The sequence below is a fragment of the Streptomyces sp. NPDC002520 genome, from assembly GCF_053595235.1.
Window position 1 is genome coordinate 142,819 of sequence record NZ_JBSFXG010000009.1, and the last position, 18,748, is coordinate 161,566.

Sequence of the window (18,748 nt, forward strand, 5' to 3'; positions counted from 1 at the left end):
TAATCTGCGTGAAATTTTGTAGCTCCGCAGAGGGCCAACGTCGTCCCTCGGCACCTGAACTTGCCACTTGACGACGACGGGAGAGCCGATGCGTTCGACGCGCCAGCCGTCCCAGCATTCCACGAATGGCCGAAACTGGTCCTTCATGGATGCTCGCCCTGCCGCGCAGGGTATGTACGACCCCCGCAACGAGCGCGACGCCTGTGGCGTCGGCTTCGTGGCCACCCTCACCGGTGAGGCGAGCCATGCGCTGGTCGAGCAGGCGCTGACTGTTCTGCGCAATCTCGAGCACCGCGGCGCCACCGGTTCCGAGCCGGACTCCGGCGACGGCGCGGGAATCCTCTCCCAGGTGCCCGACGCCTTCTTCCGGGAGGTGGCCGGATTCGACCTTCCCGCAGCGGGCTCGTATGCCGTAGGCATCGCCTTCCTGCCGGAGGAGGAGACCCAGGACGCCGTCTCGCGGATCGAGACGATCGCCGCCGAGGAGGGCCTCACGGTCCTCGGCTGGCGCGAGGTCCCGGTCGCCCCCGAACTGCTCGGCGCCACCGCCCGCTCCACCATGCCGGCCTTCCGGCAGATCTTCGTGAACGACGGCGTCAGCGAGGGCATCGCGCTGGACCGCAAGGCGTTCGCGCTGCGCAAGCGCGCCGAGCGTGAGGCCGGGGTCTACTTCCCGTCCCTGTCCGCCCGCACGATCGTCTACAAGGGCATGCTGACCACCGGCCAGCTGGAGCCCTTCTTCCCGGACCTGTCCGACCGCCGCTTCGCCTCCGCGATCGCGCTCGTCCACTCGCGCTTCTCCACGAACACCTTCCCGTCGTGGCCGCTCGCGCACCCCTACCGCTTCGTCGCGCACAACGGTGAGATCAACACCGTCAAGGGCAACCGCAACTGGATGCGCGCCCGCGAGTCCCAGCTGGTGTCCGAGCTGTTCGGCGAGCGCAACCTCGACCGGATCTTCCCGATCTGCACCCCGGACGCCTCCGACTCCGCGTCCTTCGACGAGGTCCTCGAACTCCTCCACCTGGGCGGCCGTTCGCTGCCGCACTCCGTGCTGATGATGATCCCGGAGGCGTGGGAGAACCACGACGCCATGGACCCGGCCCGGCGTGCCTTCTACGAGTTCCACTCCACGATGATGGAACCCTGGGACGGCCCCGCCTGCGTCACCTTCACCGACGGCACCCAGGTCGGCGCCGTCCTCGACCGCAACGGTCTGCGCCCCGGCCGCTACTGGGTCACCGACGACGGCCTCGTCGTCCTCGGCTCCGAGGTCGGCGTCCTGGACATCGACCCGGCCAAGGTCGTCCGCAAGGGCCGGCTCCAGCCCGGCAAGATGTTCCTCGTCGACACCGCCGAGCACCGCATCATCGAGGACGACGAGATCAAGGCGGCCCTCGCCGCCGAGCAGCCGTACGGCGAGTGGGTGGAGGCCGGCGAGATCGAGCTGGGCGACCTGCCCGAGCGCGAGCACATCGTCCACACCCACGCCTCGGTCACCCGCCGCCAGCAGACCTTCGGCTACACCGAGGAGGAGCTGCGCGTCCTGGTCGCGCCGATGGCCAAGGCCGGCGCCGAGCCGATCGGCTCCATGGGCACCGACTCGCCGATCGCCGCGCTGTCCGAGCGCCCGCGGCTGCTCTTCGACTACTTCACGCAGCTGTTCGCGCAGGTCACCAACCCGCCGCTGGACGCGATCCGCGAGGAGCTGGTCACCTCCCTGCGCAGCTCGCTCGGCCCGCAGGGCAACCTGCTCGACCCGACCGCCGCCTCCTGCCGGTCCGTCGTGCTGCCCTTCCCGGTGATCGACAACGACGAGCTGGCCAAGCTCATCCACATCAACGCCGACGGCGACATGCCCGGCTTCAAGGCCGCGACCCTCTCCGGCCTGTACCGGGTCGGCGGCGGCGGTGACGCGCTCGCCGCCCGTATCGACGAGATCTGCGCCGAGGCCGACGCGGCCATCGACAACGGCGCCCGCCTGATCGTCCTCTCGGACCGCCACTCGGACGCCGAGCACGCGCCGATCCCCTCGCTGCTGCTCACCGCGGCCGTCCACCACCACCTCATCCGCACCAAGCAGCGCACCCACGTGGGCCTGCTGGTCGAGGCCGGAGACGTCCGCGAGGTCCACCACGTCGCCCTGCTCATCGGCTTCGGCGCCGCCGCCGTCAACCCGTACCTGGCGATGGAGTCCGTCGAGGACCTGGTCCGCGCGGGCACCTTCCTGTCGGACATCGAGCCCGAGAAGGCCATCCGCAACCTGATCCACGCCCTCGGCAAGGGCGTCCTGAAGGTCATGTCCAAGATGGGCATCTCGACCGTCGCCTCCTACCGCGGCGCCCAGGTCTTCGAGGCCGTCGGCCTGGACGACACCTTCGTCGAGAAGTACTTCAACGGCACCGCCACCAAGATCGGCGGCGTCGGCATCGACGTCATCGCGGCGGAGGTCGCCGCCCGCCACGCCAAGGCCTACCCCGCCTCCGGCATCGCTCCCGCGCACCGCGCGCTGGAGATCGGCGGCGAGTACCAGTGGCGCCGCGAGGGCGAGCCGCACCTGTTCGACCCGGACACGGTCTTCCGCCTCCAGCACTCCACCCGCTCGGGCCGCTACGACATCTTCAAGAAGTACACCGAGCGCGTGAACGAGCAGTCCGAGCGCCTGATGACGCTGCGCGGCCTGTTCGGCTTCTCCTCCGACCGCGAGCCGATCTCCGTCGACGAGGTCGAGCCGGTCAGCGAGATCGTCAAGCGCTTCTCCACCGGCGCCATGTCGTACGGCTCCATCTCCAAGGAGGCGCACGAGACCCTCGCCATCGCCATGAACCAGCTGGGCGGCAAGTCCAACACCGGTGAGGGCGGCGAGGACCCGGACCGCCTGTACGACCCGGCGCGCCGCTCGGCGATCAAGCAGGTCGCCTCCGGCCGCTTCGGTGTCACCTCCGAGTACCTGGTCAACGCGGACGACATCCAGATCAAGATGGCCCAGGGCGCCAAGCCCGGCGAGGGCGGCCAGCTGCCCGGCCACAAGGTCTACCCGTGGGTCGCCAAGACGCGTCACTCGACGCCGGGCGTGGGCCTGATCTCCCCGCCGCCGCACCACGACATCTACTCCATCGAGGACCTGGCGCAGCTGATCCACGACCTCAAGAACGCCAACCCGGCGGCCCGCATCCACGTGAAGCTGGTCTCCGAGGTCGGCGTCGGCACGGTCGCGGCCGGTGTGTCCAAGGCGCACGCGGACGTCGTCCTCATCTCGGGTCACGACGGCGGCACCGGTGCCTCCCCGCTGACCTCCCTCAAGCACGCGGGCGGCCCCTGGGAGCTGGGCCTGGCCGAGACCCAGCAGACCCTGCTGCTCAACGGCCTGCGCGACCGGATCGTCGTCCAGACGGACGGCCAGCTCAAGACCGGCCGCGACGTGGTCATCGCCGCGCTGCTCGGCGCCGAGGAGTTCGGTTTCGCGACCGCTCCGCTCGTCGTCTCCGGCTGCGTGATGATGCGCGTGTGCCACCTGGACACCTGCCCGGTCGGCATCGCCACCCAGAACCCGACCCTGCGCGACCGCTTCACCGGCAAGGCCGAGTACGTGGTGAACTTCTTCAAGTTCATCGCCGAGGAGGTCCGCGAGCTCCTCGCCGAGCTGGGCTTCCGCTCCATCGAGGAGGCCGTCGGCCACGCCGAGGTCCTCGACGTGGCACGCGCCGTCGACCACTGGAAGGCGCAGGGCCTGGACCTGGAGCCGCTGTTCCACGTGCCGTCGCTGCCCGAGGGCGCGGTCCGCCACCAGGTCGTCACCCAGGACCACGGCCTGGAGAAGGCCCTGGACAACGAGCTGATCAAGCTGGCCGCGGACGCGCTCGCCGCCTCCGACACCACCGAGGCCCAGCCGGTGCGCGCCCAGCTCGCCATCCGCAACATCAACCGCACGGTCGGCACCATGCTCGGCCACGAGGTGACGAAGAAGTTCGGCGGCGCGGGCCTGCCCGCCGACACCATCGACATCACCTTCACCGGCTCCGCCGGCCAGTCCTTCGGCGCGTTCCTGCCGCGCGGCGTCACGCTGCGCCTGGAGGGCGACGCCAACGACTACGTCGGCAAGGGCCTCTCCGGCGGCCGGATCGTCGTCCGCCCGGACCGCGCGGCCGACCACCTCGCCGAGTACTCGACCATCGCGGGCAACACCATCGGCTACGGCGCCACCGGCGGCGAGCTGTTCCTGCGCGGCCGCAGCGGTGAGCGGTTCTGCGTGCGAAACTCCGGCGCGCTGGTCGTCTCCGAGGGCGTGGGCGACCACGGCTGCGAGTACATGACCGGCGGACGCGCGGTGGTCCTCGGCCCGACCGGCCGCAACTTCGCGGCGGGCATGTCCGGCGGCATCGCCTACGTCATCGACCTCGACCGCGACAACGTCAACGTCGGCAACGCCGGCTCGGTCGAGGCCCTGGACGAGGCGGACAAGCAGTGGCTGCACGACGTGGTGCGCCGCCACGCCGAGGAGACCGGCTCGACGGTCGCCGAGAAGCTGCTCGCCGACTGGGACGAGGCCGCCCAGCGGTTCAGCAAGATCATCCCCAGCACCTACAAGGCAGTGCTCGCCGCCAAGGACGCCGCCGAGCGAGCCGGTCTCTCCGAGACCGAGATCACCGAGAAGATGATGGAGGCGGCGATCAATGGCTGACCCGAAGGGCTTCCTGAACCACGGCCGCGAGGTCGCCACGTCCCGCCCCGTCGCCGAACGCGTGAGGGACTGGAACGAGGTCTACGTCCCCGGCTCCCTGCTGCCGATCATCAGCAAGCAGGCCAGCCGCTGCATGGACTGCGGCATCCCGTTCTGCCACAACGGCTGCCCGCTGGGGAACCTGATCCCCGAGTGGAACGACTACGCCTACCGCGAGGACTGGGGCGCCGCCTCCGAGCGCCTGCACGCGACCAACAACTTCCCGGAGTTCACCGGTCGCCTCTGCCCGGCCCCCTGCGAGTCGGCGTGCGTGCTCGGCATCAACCAGCAGCCGGTCACCATCAAGAACGTCGAGGTCTCGATCATCGACAAGGCGTGGGAGACCGGGGACGTCGCCCCGCAGATCCCCGAGCGCCTGTCCGGCAAGACGGTCGCCGTCATCGGCTCGGGCCCGGCGGGACTCGCCGCCGCCCAGCAGCTGACCCGGGCCGGCCACACCGTCGCCGTCTACGAGCGCGCGGACCGCGTCGGCGGCCTGCTGCGGTACGGCATCCCCGAGTTCAAGATGGAGAAGCGGCACATCAACCGCCGCATCGAGCAGATGCGCGCGGAGGGCACCCGCTTCCGCACCGGCGTCGAGGTCGGCCGCGACATCAAGGCGACGGACCTGAAGAAGCGGTACGACGCCGTCGTCCTGGCCGTCGGCGCCACCACCGCCCGCGATCTGCCCGTCCCCGGACGGGAGTTGAAGGGCATCTACCAGGCGATGGAGTACCTGCCGCTGGCCAACAAGGTCCAGGAGGGCGACTACGTCACCACGCCGCTGTCCGCCGAGGGCAAGCACGTCGTCGTCATCGGCGGCGGTGACACCGGCGCGGACTGCGTGGGCACCGCCCACCGCCAGGGCGCGGCATCCGTCACCCAGCTGGAGATCATGCCCCGCCCGAACGACGAGCGGCACGTGACCAACCAGCCCTGGCCGACCTTCCCGATCCTCTACAAGGTCACCTCTGCCCACGAGGAGGGCGGCGAGCGGATCTACTCCGCCTCCACCACCCACTTCGAGGGTGACGAGGACGGCAACGTGCAGTGGCTGCACCTCGCCGAGGTCGAGTTCGTCGACGGGAAGCTGACCTCGAAGCCGGGCACCGAGCGCAAGATCCCCGCCCAGCTGGTCACCCTCGCCATGGGCTTCACCGGCACCGACCGGGAGAACGGCCTGGTCGAGCAGTTCGGTCTGGAGCTGGACCAGCGCGGCAACATCGCCCGCGACGCCGACTTCCAGACCAACGTGCCGGGCGTGTTCGTCGCCGGTGACGCCGGCCGCGGCCAGTCCCTCATCGTGTGGGCGATCGCGGAGGGCCGCTCGGCCGCCCGCGGCGTCGACCGCCACCTGACCGGAGCCAGCGACCTGCCGGCCCCGATCCGCCCGACCGACCGCGCGCTCGCGGTCTGACGGCCCCCGAGACCTGAGAAGGCCTCACCGAACGTCCCGTACAACGACGTACGGAACACCCGGCGCCTGCCCGAACCCGTCCCCGACCGGACACTGGGCAGGCGCCGTCGTACGTCCGTCAGACCGCGCCGCCCGTCAGGCCCGACACCTTCACCCAGGCCAGGACCAGCAGCAGTGCGAGCAGGGCGACACAGGTGCCCGCCTGGATGAGGGTGCGGCGGCTGTCCCGGGGTGCGTAGGCGTAGGCCAGCGTCACCACGCCGCCCGCGAGCAGGCCGCCGAGGTGGCCCTGCCAGGAGGTCGCCCAGGCGGAGACGACCAGCCAGAGCAGCAGGCCCGCCATGTAGCGGTTGACGGCCCGCATGTCGTAGCCGAGCCGGCGGGCCATGACCCAATAGGCGGCGCCCAGACCGAAGATGGCACCGGACGCGCCGACCGTGAAGGACGTGGGGGCGAGCAGCAGCACCAGCACCGAGCCGCCCAGCGCCGACAGCAGATACAGCGCGAGATAGCGGACCCGGCCCAGCTGCGCCTCGACCACCCGGCCGACGTTCCACAGCGCGAGCATGTTGAACAGGATGTGCGTGAGGCCGAAGGTGCCCTCGTCGGGCGTCAGATGCAGGAACGCGCCGGTCAGCAGCCGGTACCACTCGCCGTGCGCGACGCCCTCGGGGAGGTACCCCGCGGGCACGGTGCCGAGCATGGCGAAGCGGTCCTCGACCGAGGGCCGGGCCAACTCGGCGAGATAGGCGAGCACATTGAGCCCGAGGAGCACGTACGTCACCAGCGGCACCGTGCTGATGCGGCCGCCGAACGCGGTGCGCGCCTGCCGTACCGACCGCGCTCCCTCCTTCACGCACTCCACGCACTGATGGCCGACGGAGGCCTCGCGCATGCAGGACGGGCAGATGTAGCGGTCGCAGCGGGTGCAGCGGACATGGGACTCCACCTGCGGATGACGGAAGCAGGTGGTGAGAACGGAATCGGCGGCCACGGCCGGCTCCTCGGAGGGGAGAAGGGGACGGAAAGAGCCGGTGGGGTCGGCAGCGCACAAAATAGCGAACAGATGTGACGGGAGCGACAGCTGGGGCTGTTGATCACATAGGCTCGGCGCTCCGGACAGCCGAGGGGGGACCATGGCCGCGATCAGCCTCAGCAAGGTGGCGGAGACCGCGCCCGCGCTCGTCGGCGCCTACAGGTCGGCCGGGGTGTCGCTCACCAAGCACGGCCTGGACGACCTGCGCGCCGCCGTCTACCTGGTCGTCGACCACTCCGGCTCCATGAAGCCGTACTACAAGGACGGCAGCGTGCAGGCGCTCGCCGACCGGGTGCTCGGCCTGTCCGCGCACCTCGACGACGACGGCCGGGTACCGGTGGTGTTCTTCTCCACGGACATCGACGCGGTCACCGACATCGCCCTCACCGGCCACGAGGGCCGCATCGAGCGCATCGCCGCCGGGCTCGGGCACATGGGGAAGACCAGCTACCACCTGGCGATGGACGCCGTCATCGACCACTACCTCGACAGCGGCGCCACCGCCCCCGCCCTCGTCGTCTTCCAGACCGACGGCGGCCCGATCAACAAGCTCGCCGCCGAGCGCTACCTGTGCAAGGCGTCCGCTCTCCCGCTGTTCTGGCAGTTCGTCGGCTTCGGCGACCCGGACAGCCGGCAGTTCGAGTTCCTGCGGAAACTGGACGAACTGGCGGTCCCCGGCAAGCGGCTCGTGGACAACGCCGGCTTCTTCCACGCCGGGCAGGACCCGCGGCGCATGTCCGACACGGAGTTGTACGACCGCCTCGTCGGCGAGTTCCCCCACTGGCTGGCGGCCGCACGCGCCGCGGGCATCACAGGGCCGACGTGAGCCGGCGTGAGCCGGCAGAGACCGCCGATGCGGGTGCCCCGGCCTCGCGGGGACAGAATGGGTCCGTGCCGACCAAGAAGAAGCCCCAGGTGACCGCAGCAACCGAACGCCGCGGCGAAATCCTCGGCACCGCCGCCGAGGTGTTCGCCGAGCAGGGCTACAACGCCACCACCGTCCGCAAGATCGCGGACCGTGCCGGGATGCTCGCGGGCAGCCTCTACTACCACTTCGACTCCAAGGAGTCGATGCTGGAGGAGATCCTTCGCACCTTCCTCGACGAGCTGTGGGACGGCTACGACACCGTCCTGGCCGCCTCTCTCGGGCCACGCGAGACGCTGGAGGCCCTCGTCACCGAGTCCTTCCGGGAGATCGACCGGCACCGCGCCGCCGTCGCCATCTACCAGAAGGAGAGCAGGCAGCTCGTCGCGCAGGACCGGTTCGCCTTCCTCGCCGAGTCGCAGCGCCGGTTCGAGAAGGCGTGGCTGTCCACGCTGGAACGCGGGGTCGCCGACGGGGTGTTCCGCGCCGACCTCGACGTCCGGCTGGCCTACCGCTTCGTGCGCGACACCGTGTGGGTCGCCGCGTCCTGGTACCGGCCCGGTGGACAGCACAGCCCGGAGGAGATCGCCCGGCAGTACCTGTCGATGGTGCTGGACGGGATCGCCGTCCACGCATGACGTGATGCGGGCGCCGGACGGCGTGGGTGCGGGCGGGAACGTCACGTGTCGAACGGTTACGTGTCGCAGTCCAGGACGGTGCGGCACAGCCCGCAGCGGGCCCGGACGCGCCCCCGCACCGGGACTCGGACGCGCTGGTGGCAGGTGGGGCAGGGGAAGCTCACGCGGAGGCCGGCGCCGGTGTCGGCGGTGAAGGCGTACGGCGTGCCCGAGGGGGCGCCGGGTGCGTGGCGCCGGTCGTGGGCGTAGCGACGGCGGCCCGCCCAGCCGGCGGCCGTGAGCGGAGGCTGCTGCTCGTCCCGGCGGGCGCGGGCCATGCCCTTCGTGTACGCCGTGTAGGCCTGCGGACTGGTGAACCACACGGACGGATCCTCGTGGAAGAGCAGCGACCGCTTGGCCAGGACGTACCCGAACTCCTCCGGGGTGAGATACCCGAGCTTCTGCGAGGAGGCGCCGTCCTCGCGGTAGGCGTCCAGCAGCAGCCAGCCCGCGCCGAGATACGTCGTCACCGTGTCCGTGAGGATCTCGTTCTCCGCCGTGGTGGGGAAAGCGAGACCGAGGCGGTGCAGGTAGACGTGGGTCACCTCGTGCGCGAGCGCCGCGCCGATGTCCCTGCGATGTGTACGGAAGCGGTCGTTCAGCTCGACGAAGTACTCGGGACCCGCCGTCAGTTCGACGTTCGCCGCGTGCGTCATGTCCCGGAAGCCGACGATCAGCCGGGCGTCCGGCAGCCGGAAGTGCCGCACGATCTCCCGGGCCACGCGCTGCGCGCCCAGATGGAGATCGTCGGTGTCGCAGAAGGCCACGTCCGCGGGGGCCACGCTGGCCGAGAAGGTCTGGACGGTGTCGTACGACAGCCGCCGGTACAGCGCGGTGACGGCGGCCCGCACCGTGTCCAGGTGCGGATAGCCGTGCTCGACCGGTCCGCCGTTCGCCACGTCCGCACCCCCAAAGACGCCGGGAAGTCCCTTTCACTGTATGACTGCCCCGACGCGCCCGGGAGGTCGCGCCGCCCGCCCCGCGCGCGGGATCACGGCGGGCCGAGCAGACGCGGCGCGGGCGCCCCCGGGGCGGTCTCCTGCAGTTCCAGCACCCACACCTCGTTCTCGCCCTCCCGCAGCACGGGACCCGGCACGTACAGGGACCCCTGCGGCCCCACGGACCAGTAGCGGCCCAGGCCGAAGCCGTTGATCCACACGAAGCCCCGGGTCCGTCCCGGCAGTTCGAGCCGCGCGTCCCCGGCCCGGCGCACCGTGACGGTGCCCCGGTACAGTCCCGGCGCACCGTCCGGGGGCAGGGCCCCGAAGGGCACCGACCCCACACCGTCGTCGAACGCGTCCAGGTCCAGGCCACGCGCGCGTACCCCGTGCAGATACTGCCGCTCGTGCAGGACACCCCCCGTGACGCCCTTCGCCTCGCCGGTCCGCGGCCCGTAGTTGACCCGCCCCAGGGACTCCACCCACAGCACCACCCGCGCGGGCCCCGCCACGGACTCCTTCAGCCGGGGCTCCTCCTCGGTGAGCACCCCGGCCCGCTCGCCGTCGACGTACACCACGGCGAGATCCCGCAGCCCGCGCACGGTCAGCGGATACGGCCGGCGCGGCCCCGGCACCCCCACCTCGTAGCGGACGACTCCCCGGGCGACACCAAGCTCCTCGAAGGACGGCGGCACCGGCGTGACGGTCTCCGGGCCGCCGAGCGCCTCCAGCACACCCTCCAAAGGCGCCCATCCGGTCAGGGCCACGTCGGCCGGAGAATCCAACCGGGCGGGCACGGGCGGCGGTTCGGGCAGCGGGTCCGGGTGGTACGCGGCCAGCACCTCACGAAAGCGCCAGAACTTCTCCGTCGGGCGCCCGTACTCGTCCACCGGCGCGTCGTAGTCGTAGGAGGTCACATCCGGCTCCAGCGGACCCTCGTGCAGCTCACCACCCCGGTTCGCGCCCGCCCAGCCCCCGAAACTCGTGCCCCCGTGCGCCATGTACAGGTTCACCGACGCACCGCACTGCAGGATCTCCCGCAGCACCTCTGCAGCCTCCCCGGGATCCCGTACGACAGGCTTGCCGCCCCAGTGGTCGAACCAGCCGCACCAGAACTCCATGCACATGAGCGGACCCGCGGGCCGATGACGGCGCAGCGTCTCGAAGGCCACGCGCGCGTCGGAGCCGAAATTCACCGTGGCGAGCACCCCGGGCAGCGAACCACCGGTGAGCATGTGGTCCTCCGGCCCGTCCGAGGTGAACAGCGGGACCGTGACCCCCGTGGCGCGCAGCAGCTCGGCCAGCCGCTCCAGGTAGTCCGCGTCGGAGCCGTGACTGCCGTACTCGTTCTCGACCTGCACCATGATCACCGGACCGCCGCGGTCGATCTGCCGGGAGACGATCTCGGGCATCAGCCGGTGGAACCAGTCCCGCACCGGCGACAGGAAACGCTCGTCGCCGGTACGCACGCGCGTACCCGCCCCGGCGGTCACCGAGTGCGGCAGACCGCCGTTCTCCCACTCGGCGCAGATGTACGGCCCCGGCCGCACGATCGCCCACATCCCGGCCGCACGGACCGCGTCCAGGAAGCGGCCGACCGCCCGCACGTCCCGCACCAGCCCCGCACGCGGCTCGTGCAGGTTCCACGGCACGTACGTCTCCACACAGTTGAGGCCCATCGCCCGCAGCATCGCCAGCCGGTGTCCCCACTGCGCCTCGTGCACCCGGAAGTAGTGGAGCGCCCCGGACAGCAGCCGCACCGGCCGCCCGTCCAGCAGGAAATCGGATCGCCCCACCGTGAACTCGCTCATGAGCGCAAGCCTCGCCCCCTGGCGGTGATCGACGCCATGGACGAAGATCGGCGCTGCTTGGACAAAAATCAGCAGCCGCCGACCCCGGGAGGAGCACCGATGTACCACACCTGGATGCGGTTCTTCAGTCCCGGCCCCGCCCACCACCGCCTGGGCCTGGTCTGCCTCGGCGTCGGCCTCCAGTACGGCGCCCTGCCCACGGTCGGCCCGCGCACCCTCGACCACCACGTGGCCGTGGTGATCAGCACCGGGAGCGGCTGGTACCGGGGCGCCGACGGCCGCCGCACCACCGTCACCGCCCCCGCGCTGCTGTGGCTCACCCCCGGCGTCCCGCACCACTACGCGCCCGACCCGGACACCGGCTGGGACGAGGGCTTCGTCGACTTCGCCGGGCCCGCCGCCGCGACCTACACCGAACTCGGCTACATCGAGCCCGACCGGCACGTCGTCCCGCTCTCCGACGCCGCCGCGCCCCGCGCCGTCGTCGCCCGCATCGCCCGCGCCGCCCGCCGCGGCAACCCCCTGCTCGAGGTCGAGACCGGCGCCGCCGTCCACGAACTCCTCGTCGCCCTGCGCCGCGCCCGCGCCGACGTCGCCCCCGACGGCGACCAGGTCCTTCAGGCCCTCGCCCGGGACGCCTGCAAGCCGATGAGCGTCGCCGACCACGCGCGCGTGCACGGCATGACCCCCGCCGAACTGCGCGGCGCCGTCCGCCGAGCCGCAGGATGCAGCCCCAAGGACTACCTCCTCGGCATCCGCCTCGGCCGCGCCAAGGAACTCCTGGCCGCCACCGAACTGCCCGTCGCGGCCGTCGCCCGCCGCGTCGGCTACGACGACCCCGCCTACTTCTCCCGCCTGTTCACCCGCCGTGTCGGCCTCGCGCCGATACGTTTCCGCGCCCAGCAGGGCCGCACCGTCCCCGGCGGCTGGAGCGACCGCGTCCCGGACCCGGACGACCCGCCGACGATCGACGGGTGACCGCATGCCGAACACCCGGTGATCAGGACCCGCCGCGCCCCTTAGGGTGGACGGCCATGACCATCAGCAACACCGGTACCGGTGACGTCGACCCCGCGGTCCGCCAGGAGCTGGAGCGGCTGCGCGAGAGCATCGACAACATCGACGCGGCCGTCGTCCACATGCTGGCCGAGCGGTTCAAGGCCACTCAGCAGGTCGGCCGGCTCAAGGCGGTGCACCAGCTCCCGCCCGCCGACCCGGCACGCGAGGCCCGGCAGATCGCCCGGCTGCGCAACCTTGCCGAGAACGCCCGGCTCGATCCCGCGTTCGCCGAGAAATTCCTGAACTTCATCGTCGCCGAGGTGATCCGGCACCACGAGCGCATCGCCGAGGACACCGCCAACGGGCAGCCGACGCCGACCGACTGCCCCTGACCGACCCTGACCGACTGACCCCGACCGACCCCGACCGACCGACCTCGACCGACCGACCCCGACCGACCGACTGACCCCGGACGGCTGACCCCGAACGGGCGGAGAGCGCGCAGCACGGGGCCGACGGGCGGATCGCGGACCGCGGACGGGCGCGGACCCGGCGGGCGGACCGCAGTCCGGCGCGGAGCCGGCGGACGGACTGCGGACGTGCGCGGTCCGCCGGCCGGCGGACCGCACAAGGATGGGGCGGACACGCGGACAGCGGACACGCGGACAGCGGACCGGGCGGGAGCGGATATAAGCCTCATACCGCCCCACCCCTGTGCGCTGTCCGCGCCATCGGGCAGCATGGCCTGCATGTCCGTACTCACGCGCGACGAAGCGCAGCTCCGAGCACAGTTCCTCGACGTCCACCGCTACACGGTCGAACTCGACCTCACCACCGGGGACGAGACCTTCGGCTCCCGCACCGTGATCCGCTTCACGGCACGGTCCGACGGGGACACGTTCGTCGAACTGAAGCCCGCCGAGCTGCGCGCCGTCACGCTCGACGGACGGCCCCTCGACCCCGAGACCCTCCACGAGGGCCGGCTGCCGCTGAAGAACCTCACCGCCGGCGAGCACGAACTCCACGTCGACGCGACCATGACCTACTCGCGCACCGGCGAGGGCATGCACCGCTTCACCGACCCCTCCGACGGCGAGACCTACGTCTACACGCAGATGTTCATGGACGACGTCCAGCGCGTCTTCGCAGCCTTCGACCAGCCCGACCTGAAGGCCGTCTTCGACCTCACCGTCACCGCCCCCGAGAGCTGGACCGTACTCGCCAACGGCATCACCGAACACACCGGCCAGGGCCGCTGGCGAGCCGCCACGACCCCGCTGATCTCCACCTACCTGGTCGCCGTCGCCGCAGGCCCCTTCCACTCCGTGCGCACCGAGCACCGCGGCCTGCCCTTCGGCATCCACTGCCGCCGCTCCCTCGCCCCCCACCTCGACGCCGACGCCGAGGAGATCCTCGACGTCACGCGCGCCTGCTTCGACCGCTACCACGAGAAGTTCGAGGAGCCCTACCCCTTCGACTCCTACGACCAGGCCTTCGTCCCCGAGTTCAACGCGGGCGCCATGGAGAACCCGGGCCTGGTCACCTTCCGCGACGACTTCGTCTTCCGCTCCGCCGTCACCGACACCGAGCGGCAGACCCGCGCCATGGTCATCGCGCACGAGATGGCCCACATGTGGTTCGGCGACCTCGTCACCCTCAAGTGGTTCGACGACATCTGGCTCAACGAGTCCTTCGCCGAGTACATGGGCTACCAGACCACCCTCGAAGCCACCCGCTTCACCGAACCCTGGGTCGAGTTCGGCGTCACCCGCAAGGCCTGGGGCTACGACGCCGACCAGCGCCCCTCCACCCACCCCGTCGCCCCCGAGGACGTCGACGACACCGCCTCCGCGCTGCTCAACTTCGACGGCATCTCCTACGCCAAGGGCGCCTCCGCCCTGCGCCAGCTCGTCACCTGGCTCGGCGAGAAGGACTTCCTCGCCGGCATCAACATCCACTTCAAGCGGCACCGCTTCGCCAACGCCACCCTCGCCGACTTCATCGACTCCCTCGCCGCCGCCACCGAACGCGACGTGCCCGCCTGGGCCGACGCCTGGCTGCGCACCACCGGCGTCGACACACTCACCCCGGTGATCGAGTCCGCCGACGGCGGCCGCACCCTGACCGTCGACCGCGCGGGCAGCCGCCCGCACCGCATCACCGTCGGCCTCTACGACCGCGACCCGGGCGACGAGGGCCGCCTCTGCCTGCGCGAACGCGTCGACCTCGACGTCCCGCAGGACGCCCCGCAGCCCCTCGGCAAGCGCCCCGCACTCGTCCTGCTCAACGACGGCGACCTGACCTACGCCAAGGTCCGCTTCGACACCGAGTCCTTCGAGGCGATCCGCACCGGCCTGTCAGGGCTCCCCGACCCGCTCACCCGCGCGGTCGTCTGGAACGCCCTCAGGGACGCCGTCCGCGACGGCGAAATCCCGCCCGCCGCCTACCTGGAGACGGCCCGCGCCCACCTCCCCCTGGAGACCGACCTGGCCCTCGTCCAGGGCGTCCTCGCCTTCGCCTCCGCCCACGTGGCCGACCGCTACACCAAGCCGGAGGACCGCCCGGCCGCCCTCGCCACCCTCGGCTCCCTCTGCCGCGACCTGCTGCGCCGCACCGAGGACGGCGACAACCCGGGCCTGCGCCTGATCGCCGTACGGCACTTCATCGACGTCGCCGCCCAGCCCGACACCATCGCCGCCTGGCTCGCCGACGGCACGGTGCCCGGCGGCCCGGAACTCGACCCCGAACTGCGCTGGCGCATCCTCGGCCGGCTCGCCGTGCTCGGCGCCACCGACGAGGCCGCGATCGCCGCCGAGCTCGAACGCGACCCGTCGGCCACCGGCCAGGAGGGCGCCGCCCGCTGCCGCGCCGCCCTGCCCGACCCCGACGCCAAGCGCGCGGCCTGGGAGTCGATGTTCGCAGGCGACGACCTCTCGAACTACCTCTTCACGGCCACCGCACAGGGCTTCTGGCAGCCCGAACAGGCCGACCTGGTCCGGGAGTACGTGCCGCGCTACTACCAGGACGTCGTCGCGCTCGCCGCCCGCCGCGGCCCCGCCATCGCCGTCGCCGCCGGCAAGTGGGCCTTCCCGCACCACGCCGTCGACGCCGAGAACCTCGCCCTCGGCGAGGCCTGCCTGCGCGACGCCGACCCGGTCGTCGCCCTCCGCCGCAAACTGACCGACGAACTCGACGACCTGGCACGCGCGTTGCGCGTCCGCGGCGAATAACCCCGAGCCGCCGTCGAACGGCCGGGCTCCGGCACCCACGGGTGCCGGAGCCCGGCCGTCCGCATACCGGGGGCTCCGCTCCAACGCGTTTTCCCCGTACGGCAGTACCCACTTCCGGGTTCCGATCGTTGGGCTTTCCGGACACACAGCCCTCTTCCCGTACAAGCTGGAAGGGCACGCCCCGACACCCCGACAAAAGCCCCCGCACCCGACGACGAAAGCCGCACGGGTGATGCAGGTGGGAAACCGAACCCGGCCGAAGACCGGGTGCCCCGAGGAGTAGCCCATGCGCACGCCACCCCTCGCCTCAGGACCCGACGGCCCCGACGCCCTGCGGCCCCTGCTGGCCACCGTCCTCGACGCACTGGACAGCGGCACGCGAGCCCGCGGCGGACCCCTGCCGGCCGGCGGCCCGCAGGACGTCGCCGCACGGGCCGCAGCCGCCCTCGGGGACGCCCTGCCCGACGACGGCGACCCCGACGCCCTGCGCACCCTCGTGCACACCCTCGCCGAGGGCGCCGCCGACCCCGCCGACCCCCTGTGCGCAGCCCACCTGCACTGCCCGCCGCTCGCCGTCGCAACCGCCGCCGACCTCGCCGTCAGCGCCCTCAACCCGTCCCTCGACTCCTGGGACCAGGCCCCCGCCGCCTCCGCCCTGGAAGCCGAGGTCACCCGCGCCCTCGCCCGGCTCACCGGCCTGGCCGACGCACTCGTCACCACCGGCGGCACCGAGTCCAACCAGCTCGCCCTGCTCCTCGCCCGCGAAGCCCACAGCGGCACCGTCCAACTGGTCTGCGGAGCCAACGCCCACCACTCGCTGCCCCGCGCCGCCTGGCTGCTCGGCCTGCCCGACCCCGTCGTCGTACCCTCCCCGAACGGCACCCTCGACCCCGTCGCACTCGACCAGGCCCTCGCCGCACTCCCCGGCCCGCTGCTGGTCGCCGCGACCGCCGGCACCACCGACGCCGGGCTCATCGACCCCCTGCCCGAGATCGCCGACCTGTGCAGAGCCCACGGCGCCCGCCTGCACATCGACGCCGCCTACGGGGGAGGCCTGCTGTTCAGCGACCGCCACCGGACCAAGCTCGCCGGCCTCGAAACCGCCCACACCGTCACCCTCGACCTGCACAAACTCGGCTGGCAACCGGTCGCCGCCGGCCTCCTCGCCGTCGCCCGCCCGCACGAGCCGGCAGCCCTCCACCAGCGCGCCGACTACCTGAACGCCGACGACGACACCGAAGCCGGCCTCCCCGACCTGCTCGACCGATCCCTGCGCACCACCCGCCGGCCCGACATCCTCAAGATCGCGGTCACCCTCAAGACCCTCGGCCGCACCGGCCTCGGCGCCCTCACCGACCAGGTCTGCGCCCGCGCACAGGAGTTCGCCGACCTCGTCCAGGACCGCCCCGGCCTCGAACTGTACGACCGGCCCACCATCAGCACCGTCCTGTTCCGGCCCACAGGCGCCAACGACGACACCGTGGCCGCCCTGCGCCGCAGACTCCTGCACGAGGGACGGGCCGTCCTCGGCCGGGCCCGGCTCGACGGCCGGCTCTGGCTCAAGGCCACCCTCCTCAACCCCCACACCCGGCCGGACGACCTGGCCCACCTGCTGAAACTCGTCGAAGGAAGCACCCCCGAATGACCCTCCCCCCACGCCACGAACCCGACACCCCACGCGACCTCGTCGGCATCGGCATCGGCCCCTGCAACCTCTCCCTCGCCGCCCTCGCCCACCCGCTCGCCGAACTCGACGCCGTCTTCTACGAACAGCGCCCCGGCTTCGACTGGCACCCCGGCCTGCTCATCGACGGCGCCACCCTCCAAGTGCCCTTCCTCGCCGACCTGGTGACCCTCGCCGACCCCACCAGCCCCTGGAGCTTCCTCAACTACCTCAGAACCCGCGAACGGCTCTTCCCCTTCTACTTCGCCGAGCGCTTCCACATCCAGCGCGCCGAATACGACGCCTACTGCCGCTGGGTCTCCCAGCACCTGCCCGGACTGCACTTCCGGCACCAGGTCGAGGCCGTCCGCTGGAACCCCGAACGCGACGTGTTCGACGTCGACTTCACCCAGCTCGACACCGACGGCGAGGCCGCGGCACTGGGCCGCACCCACACCCGCAACATCGTCCTCGGCGTCGGCACCGCCCCCCACGTCCCCGCCCCCCTCAGACCCCTCGTGGACACCCCCGCCCTACCCGTCCTGCACGCCGCCGACTACCTCGACCACCGCGACACCCTCCTCGCCGCCGGACACGTCACCGTCGTCGGCTCCGGACAGTCCGGCGCCGAGGTCTTCCTCGACCTGCTGCGCCACCGCCCACCCGGCCACGAGCAACTCCACTGGATCGGCCGCACCGAGGCGTTCGCACCCATGGAGTACTCCAAACTCGGCCTCGAACACTTCACCCCGGACTACACCCGCTACTTCCACGCCCTCGACGAACCCGTCCGCGACCGGCTCGTCGCCGCCCAGTGGCAACTGCACAAGGGCATCGACGCCGGCACCCTCGCCGCCATCCACGACGAGCTCTACCGCCGCACCCTGGACGGCGGCTGGCCGGACGCCGTCCTCACCCCCGGCGTCCGCGTCCGCACCGCCGCCCGCACCGCCACCACGAGGATCGAACTCCACCTGGAGCACCTCCAGCAGGGCGACCGCTCCCGCCTCACCACCGACGCGGTCGTCCTGGCCACCGGCTACCGCGAACGCCCCCTCGACCGCATCCTCGCCGGACTCGCCCCCTACCTGCGCCGCGACAGCAGCGAACGCCCCCGCATCGACGAGGACTTCCGGCTCGACCTCGACCCGTCGGTCACCGGCCACGTCTACGTCCAGAACGCCGAACTCCACACCCACGGCGTCGGCGCCCCCGACCTCGGCCTCGCCGCCTGGCGCAGCGCCACCATCCTCAACTCCCTCACCGGCAAGGAGCCCTACCCGCCCGCCACCCGGACAGCCTTCACCACCTTCGGACTCCAGGAGGCAGGCGCCCGGGTGCCGGGGGCCAGGCAGGTCAAGCAGCCGCTCTGAACCGAACCGAACCGAACAC

12 protein-coding genes are annotated in these 18,748 nt (G+C 71.8%); 9 read left to right on the forward strand and 3 right to left on the reverse strand.

From position 1 onward, the window contains the following. Nucleotides 1-88: 88 nt before the first annotated feature. Entirely contained in the window at nt 89-4,681 is a 4,593-nt protein-coding gene (gltB, locus tag ACWD5D_RS15670) for a glutamate synthase large subunit (protein ID WP_451373229.1), read from the forward strand. Then, nucleotides 4,674-6,137, forward strand: a complete 1,464-nt coding sequence (locus ACWD5D_RS15675) for a glutamate synthase subunit beta (RefSeq protein ID WP_451373230.1) — start codon at nt 4,674-4,676, stop codon at nt 6,135-6,137. The genes gltB and ACWD5D_RS15675 overlap by 8 nt, the downstream gene beginning before the upstream one ends. Before the next feature lie 118 nt (nt 6,138-6,255). On the opposite strand, the gene ACWD5D_RS15680 is transcribed toward ACWD5D_RS15675, so the two are convergent. After that, entirely contained in the window at nt 6,256-7,131 is an 876-nt protein-coding gene (locus ACWD5D_RS15680) for a rhomboid family intramembrane serine protease (RefSeq protein ID WP_451373231.1), read from the reverse strand. 142 nt (nt 7,132-7,273) lie between these two features. Between ACWD5D_RS15680 and ACWD5D_RS15685 the strand changes: the two genes are divergently transcribed. Together ACWD5D_RS15685 and ACWD5D_RS15690 are read left to right on the forward strand one after the other, a co-directional pair. Further along, nucleotides 7,274-7,999, forward strand: coding sequence for a vWA domain-containing protein (locus tag ACWD5D_RS15685; protein WP_451373232.1), 726 nt, complete (start codon nt 7,274-7,276; stop codon nt 7,997-7,999). 65 nt (nt 8,000-8,064) lie between these two features. Then, entirely contained in the window at nt 8,065-8,676 is a 612-nt protein-coding gene (locus tag ACWD5D_RS15690) for a TetR/AcrR family transcriptional regulator (protein WP_451373233.1), read from the forward strand. A gap of 56 nt (nt 8,677-8,732) precedes the next feature. Here the strand turns inward: ACWD5D_RS15690 and ACWD5D_RS15695 are convergent, their stop codons facing one another. Beyond that, nucleotides 8,733-9,614 carry a hypothetical protein gene (locus ACWD5D_RS15695; protein ID WP_451373234.1) on the reverse strand — a complete coding sequence of 294 codons (882 nt, stop codon included), beginning with the start codon at nt 9,612-9,614 and terminating at the stop codon, nt 8,733-8,735. Between the two features lie 92 nt (nt 9,615-9,706). Beyond that, nucleotides 9,707-11,464 carry a glycoside hydrolase family 35 protein gene (locus ACWD5D_RS15700; protein WP_451373235.1) on the reverse strand — a complete coding sequence of 586 codons (1,758 nt, stop codon included), beginning with the start codon at nt 11,462-11,464 and terminating at the stop codon, nt 9,707-9,709. Between the two features lie 99 nt (nt 11,465-11,563). Between ACWD5D_RS15700 and ACWD5D_RS15705 the strand changes: the two genes are divergently transcribed. The 5 genes from ACWD5D_RS15705 to ACWD5D_RS15725 all read left to right on the forward strand — a co-directional run bounded on the left by ACWD5D_RS15705 (nt 11,564) and on the right by ACWD5D_RS15725 (nt 18,729). Beyond that, nucleotides 11,564-12,442, forward strand: a complete 879-nt coding sequence (locus ACWD5D_RS15705) for a helix-turn-helix domain-containing protein (protein ID WP_451373236.1) — start codon at nt 11,564-11,566, stop codon at nt 12,440-12,442. 56 nt (nt 12,443-12,498) lie between these two features. Further along, the gene (locus ACWD5D_RS15710) at nt 12,499-12,855 is read left to right on the forward strand and encodes a chorismate mutase (protein ID WP_451373237.1); all 357 of its coding nucleotides are present in this window, start codon (nt 12,499-12,501) and stop codon (nt 12,853-12,855) included. A 357-nt stretch (nt 12,856-13,212) separates the two neighbouring features. After that, complete coding sequence (gene pepN / locus ACWD5D_RS15715; RefSeq protein WP_451373238.1) at nt 13,213-15,693, forward strand: aminopeptidase N; 2,481 nt, start codon at nt 13,213-13,215, stop codon at nt 15,691-15,693. Between the two features lie 286 nt (nt 15,694-15,979). After that, complete coding sequence (locus ACWD5D_RS15720; RefSeq protein WP_451373239.1) at nt 15,980-17,338, forward strand: pyridoxal phosphate-dependent decarboxylase family protein; 1,359 nt, start codon at nt 15,980-15,982, stop codon at nt 17,336-17,338. Continuing rightward, nucleotides 17,335-18,729 carry a lysine N(6)-hydroxylase/L-ornithine N(5)-oxygenase family protein gene (locus ACWD5D_RS15725; protein WP_451373240.1) on the forward strand — a complete coding sequence of 465 codons (1,395 nt, stop codon included), beginning with the start codon at nt 17,335-17,337 and terminating at the stop codon, nt 18,727-18,729. Before ACWD5D_RS15720 ends, ACWD5D_RS15725 begins: the two co-directional genes overlap by 4 nt. Nucleotides 18,730-18,748 lie beyond the last annotated feature (19 nt).

Excerpts from the sequence above, each read along its gene's own strand:
- gltB (WP_451373229.1), top strand. The coding sequence starts at position 89 with ATGCGTTCGACGCGCCAGCCGTCCCAGCATTCCACGAATGGCCGAAAC.
- ACWD5D_RS15675 (WP_451373230.1), top strand. The coding sequence starts at position 4,674 with ATGGCTGACCCGAAGGGCTTCCTGAACCACGGCCGCGAGGTCGCCACG.
- ACWD5D_RS15720 (WP_451373239.1), top strand. The coding sequence starts at position 15,980 with ATGCGCACGCCACCCCTCGCCTCAGGACCCGACGGCCCCGACGCCCTG.
- pepN (WP_451373238.1), top strand. The coding sequence starts at position 13,213 with ATGTCCGTACTCACGCGCGACGAAGCGCAGCTCCGAGCACAGTTCCTC.
- ACWD5D_RS15725 (WP_451373240.1), top strand. The coding sequence starts at position 17,335 with ATGACCCTCCCCCCACGCCACGAACCCGACACCCCACGCGACCTCGTC.
- ACWD5D_RS15710 (WP_451373237.1), top strand. The coding sequence starts at position 12,499 with ATGACCATCAGCAACACCGGTACCGGTGACGTCGACCCCGCGGTCCGC.
- ACWD5D_RS15685 (WP_451373232.1), top strand. The coding sequence starts at position 7,274 with ATGGCCGCGATCAGCCTCAGCAAGGTGGCGGAGACCGCGCCCGCGCTC.
- ACWD5D_RS15700 (WP_451373235.1), bottom strand. The coding sequence starts at position 11,464 with ATGAGCGAGTTCACGGTGGGGCGATCCGATTTCCTGCTGGACGGGCGG.
- ACWD5D_RS15705 (WP_451373236.1), top strand. The coding sequence starts at position 11,564 with ATGTACCACACCTGGATGCGGTTCTTCAGTCCCGGCCCCGCCCACCAC.